Annotated in this window: 4 protein-coding genes and 1 pseudogene; 4 read left to right on the forward strand and 1 reads right to left on the reverse strand. The window is 69.4% G+C overall.

Annotated elements, in window-relative coordinates; genetic code table 11:
* Positions 1 to 407, reverse strand: a 407-nt coding sequence (locus tag ABTU92_RS26375; RefSeq protein ID WP_408094571.1) for a PQQ-dependent sugar dehydrogenase, incomplete at its 3' end; no start/stop codon positions are given.
* Positions 408 to 420: 13 nt separating this feature from the next.
* Here ABTU92_RS26375 and ABTU92_RS26380 point away from each other — a divergent pair.
* The 4 genes and pseudogenes from ABTU92_RS26380 to ABTU92_RS26395 all read left to right on the forward strand — a co-directional run.
* Positions 421 to 2352, forward strand: a complete 1932-nt coding sequence (locus ABTU92_RS26380; RefSeq protein WP_408094574.1) for a sensor histidine kinase — start codon at positions 421 to 423, stop codon at positions 2350 to 2352.
* A 242-nt stretch (positions 2353 to 2594) separates the two neighbouring features.
* The gene (locus tag ABTU92_RS26385; protein WP_408094572.1) at positions 2595 to 3392 is read left to right on the forward strand and encodes a hypothetical protein; all 798 of its coding nucleotides are present in this window, start codon (positions 2595 to 2597) and stop codon (positions 3390 to 3392) included.
* Positions 3393 to 3489: 97 nt separating this feature from the next.
* A complete protein-coding gene (locus ABTU92_RS26390; protein WP_408094573.1) occupies positions 3490 to 3723 on the forward strand; it encodes a hypothetical protein in 234 nt (77 codons plus the stop codon).
* A gap of 167 nt (positions 3724 to 3890) precedes the next feature.
* Positions 3891 to 4759 (forward strand): annotated as a pseudogene (locus tag ABTU92_RS26395) (membrane-bound PQQ-dependent dehydrogenase, glucose/quinate/shikimate family); the annotation flags it as partial.

Consider the following 4759-nt stretch of genomic DNA (forward strand, 5'->3'; position numbering starts at 1 on the left):
TGGAACACGAAGCGGCCGCCGAAATGGAGACCACTCGAGTCGTGCGCCTTCGGGGTGTAGATCACCTCGACGTTCTCGAGGCGCGGCTTGTCGACCGTCTCCACGAGGCGGCCGCGGGCGATCGCGGTTCCGGCGCCTTCCTCGGACGGCTGCGAGAAGCTGAAATAGACGAGCCGGTTGTCGGCGAAGTCGGGATGCAGCGCGACGTGGAAGAGCCCGGCTTGGCTGCGGCCGGTCGGCCCCTTGTAGCGGAACACCGGCGGCACGCCTTCGACCTGCACCATCTTGCCGTCACGTGTTCCGAGCTGGATGCGGGCGTCGTTGCGCTCGCTCACCAGGAAGCGGCCGTCGGGCATCAGCGCGAGGCCCCAGGGATGCGCGACGCCGGCGATCCGCTCGACCTGCACGCGCGCCTTGTCGGTGTCGACGGTGCGCGCAGAGGCCGGAGCCGGCGCGAAAAGTCCGGCCACAGCCGCGGCCGATGCGACCAGCAGGCAAAGCGACGTCTCGTTTGTCCGACAGCGCACCATTGCGGGCTCCTCGCCGATCACGATTCGAGGATCAAGCGGTCCGCGATCCGGTGGTTCCCGGGCGCGGCGTCGCACCATCCGGGGCGCGCCGCGGTCCAAGTGTCCGATTGAACTCTCTTCAAGGAAAAGGCTTCATCGACAGCAGCCCGGCGGCAGGGAGTGTCCTTGTCCGCCGGTTACGGTGAGGGAACACGGGTTCCGCGACATGCAGGCTCGATCGGGTATGCTCGGCGACGTTCGGATCGTCGTCTCGGGCACGGCGGCCTTCTTCGCCCTGGCGATCCTGCTGACCGGCGGCTTGTTCCTGGCGCTCGATCATCGCGCGACCATCGAACGCGCCGAGGCGGCGACGCGCGACATGGCGCGCGTGCTGGAGGAGTACGCAAAGCGGGTGTTCGAGATCAACGATCTCGTCCTCGCCGACGTGCTCGCTTACGTGCAAGAACGCGGCGGCGTCGGTGCCCTGCGGCAAGCACCGGACGCTGGCGCGTTCCTGGCCGGCCTCGCGCAGCGGACCGCCGATGCCGATCATATCCTCGTCGTCGATGCCGAAGGCCGGCGCGTCGCTTCGTCGAGCGAGCGGGGTGCGTCCGGCTTCTCGTTCGGGGATCGCGGCTGGTTCAAGGTTCATCGCGAGTCCGGCATCGATCGCCACGTCGGTGAAGCGATCGTCGACCGCACCACGGGAGACCTCGTCTACACCTACAGCCGCCCGATCGTCGGCGACGACGAGCGTCTCGCAGGCGTCGTCCAAACGGCGATGCGGCCAGGCTTTCTCGACGAGCTGGTCGCCTCGAGCGATGTCGGCCAGGGGACGGTGCTCGCCATCTGGAGCAGCAGCGGCACGCTGGTCGCGCGCACCGGTCTGTCGACCGGCCAGGCCGGGCAGAGGATCGAGGACACGATCCTGTTCCGGGACATGGCCCAAGAGCTCGCCGGCACCTACCGGGCCGTGTCCCCCATCGACGACATCGAGCGCATCGTCTCGTTTCGCCGGCTGGAGCGCTGGCCCGTGGTCGTCACCGCGTCGACCCCGGTCGCCAGCGTGCTCGCTCCCTGGTACCGGCACCTCGCCTGGACCGCCGGCATCTGCGCGATCGTGCTGGTGGCGATCGGCTCGCTGACAATGCTCGGGATACGGGCCGGGCGTGCCGAAGCCGCGGCACGGGCCGGCCTGGAAGCCGCGCTCCGCGACAAGCACGTGCTGCTGCAGGAAATCCATCATCGGGTGAAGAACAATCTGCAGGTGACGACCAGCCTGATCCGGATGCAAGAGCAGCGTTTCACCGAACCCGCGTTCAAGGCGGCGCTGCGCGAGACCCAGGATAGGCTGCACTCGGTCGCCCTCATCCACGAAACCCTCTACCGCGCCGATGCGGGCGCCGAGGTCGACCTCGCCGACTACGTCCCGCGGCTGATCGGTGACGTCGCGGACGCCTATGGGGCGGCGTCGCGTGGCATCGCCGTGGCGGTGCGGGCCGAGCCGGTGAAGCTCGCGCTGGCGCGCGCCGTACCGGTCGGTCTCGTCGTCACCGAGGTGGTCTCGAATGCTTTCAAGCACGCCTTCCCTGGAGCGCGCGTCGGGCACGTCACGATCTCGGTTCGGCGCGATGGCGACACGATCGAGATCGTCGTGCGTGACGACGGCTGCGGCGCAACGGCAGCGACCGTGACGCCGAAGCACAGCGGACTCGGCACCAAGCTGATCCGCGCCTTCGTCGAGCAGCTCGATGGCCGCTCGGTCGTGACCTGCGACGGAGGGATGGAGTTTCGATTGACGATTCCGGCCGAGACGCGTGCCGAAGCGCGAGACGAGCCCTGAAGCGCAACGTCGCCCCTGCGAGAAGCGTGCGTCTTCGGCGACCATCGAAAGACCATCGGGTTTGTCGTGACGCAAAACGCCGCGTGGTCATTCGCCGCTTCGCTGCGACTGCCGTTCTGATCACGTGTGCGCAGTTGACGCATGCGCGACCAGGTGAGAGCCAGAACCATTTTTCCCAGCGCCCGTTACCTGTGGGACCGTGACGTCATCGCCGCCGCCGGCGCCTGAAACCGGAGTCAGCCATGCTGCATGTCGACCTGCCGACCAAATCGGAGCTGGAGACGCTCGTCGCGGCGCGGTCGGAGGCCTGCGTCTCGATCTATCTGCCGACCCACCCGGTGACGCAGCACATGGATGTCGATCGCCTCGAGTTCCGCAGCCTCGCCGAGCGAGCTGTCGTTCAGCTGCGGGATCGCGACGCAGCTGGCGACCGCCGCCGTGCCGCCGCGCTGGAGGAGCTGTTCCGTGCCTTGGCCGACGACACCGTCTTCTGGCGTTACCAGGCGACGAGCCTCGCGGTGCTCGCCACGCCCGACACGTTGCGGACCTACCGCCTGCCGTCCCGCCTGCGGAAGACCAGCGCGGTGAGCGATCGTTTTCATCTGCGGCCGATGCTCCGCGCGGTCAGCTTTCCCGGCGTCGCGCTCGTCCTCGCCTTTGCCCAGAACAGTGTGCGGCTCGTCGAGGTGAGCCCCGATGGTCCCGCGAGGGAGATCGCCGTTCCGGATCTTCCGGCCGCCATCGACGATCTCGCCCGCAGGGCCGGCGACGATCCCGACGCTCCGGCAAGAGCGGCTGGCGGCGAGGTCCGCAAGACGCTGATCACGAAGTACGCTCGCGCTGTCGATCGCGCCGTCCAGAACGTCGTCGCCGGACGGACCGTGCCGCTGATCCTCGCCTGCGTCGATTACCTCGTGCCGATCTACCGGTCGGTCGCATCCTCTCCAAGTCTCCTGGACGAGGTTATCGTTGGGAATCCCGAGCATTTGTCGGCGCAGGAGCTGGCCCAGCGGGCGCGCGACGTTCTGCGGGGGGCATGACGCGAGATACGTTGCGGAGATCCGCGAGCGCTTCGGGCGGTGGCACGCGACGGGTCGCGCCTCCGCCGACCTCTCCCATGTCGCCCGCGCGGCGACGGTGGGCGCGGTCGAGACGCTGCTGTTCGACATCGACGGCGCGACCTGGGGGCATGTCGACACGGACACGGGAGCCATCCGGGTCGAAGGCACGCCGAGCGCGTCGAGCTACGACATCGTCGACGAGACGATCGGCCGGACCATCCTGACCGGCGGCACGGTCGTCGGTGTCCGGCGTCCCGATCTGCCGGACGGCAACTCGCCCGTCGCGGCGCTGCTGAGATTTGCGGCGTGAACGCCCGACCCGAGCGATCACGCCGCGGACGGGCTTCCTCAGACACACGGTGGTGCGCCGACAGGACTGATCCTGCGCGACGGATCGCAGCGTCGTGTCGGGTGAATGGACGTGAGTCGGCGAACCGGTCGCGCAGGGCGGACGACGTGACAACGTGAGGAGATCGCATGGACCACGTGGCGACGGCCGGGCACCGGGCCTGGCGTTGGGTCTATCTGGTCGTGGCGTCGCTGCTGGCGCTCCTCGGACTCGCGACCGCGGCCCTCGGCGTCTACCTCGTGACCCTCGGCGGGACGGCGTATTACGTGATCGCCGGCCTGCTTCTGCTCGCCGGCGGCGTGCTCGCCTGGACGCGGCGGGATCGGCTCGCCTTGCTCGCCTTCGCGTCGGCGCTGCTGCTCACGCTCGCCTGGTCGCTCCACGAGATCGCCGGCAAGGGCTGGATGCCGGCCTGGGGCTTCGACCTCGCCGGCCGCCTGGGCGTCGTGACCGGGCTGGTCGTCGCCGCGGCGATCGCCTTCGTGCTGTGGCGGACGCCGCCGCGCAGCGCCTGGCGGCGAGCCACCGTTGTCGGTGTCACGGCCACGGTCGTCGCCCTCGTGGCCGTCGTAGCGGTCCACTGGGAGCGCACCGAGGAGGCGGCCGCCGCGTCGGCGGAGACCACGGGCGTCGGGATCGGCGAGCCGCCGGCCCAAGGCGACACGGCCGCGCCGGCGCGCGATGCCGGTCGCGAGTGGCCCGCTTTCGGCGGCACGACGCTCGGGCGGCGCTACTCGACACTGTCGCAGATCAACACCGGCAATGTCGGCCGGCTGCGGGAGGCGTGGACGTTCCGCAGTGGTGATCTCGATCCGGGCGAAGGCCGCGTCTTCTACTCGTCGCAGAACACGCCGATCAAGGCCGGCGACCTGCTCTACACCTGCACCAGCAGCAATCAGGTCCACGCCCTCGATCCGGGGACCGGCGAGGTGCGCTGGCACTTCGACCCGCAGGTCCCGTCGCGCACCATGGAGTCGCTGTTCAGCGCCGCGTGCCG

This window comes from Rhodoplanes sp. SY1 (assembly GCF_046000175.1).
Taxonomy (GTDB): Bacteria; Pseudomonadota; Alphaproteobacteria; order Rhizobiales; family Xanthobacteraceae; genus Rhodoplanes.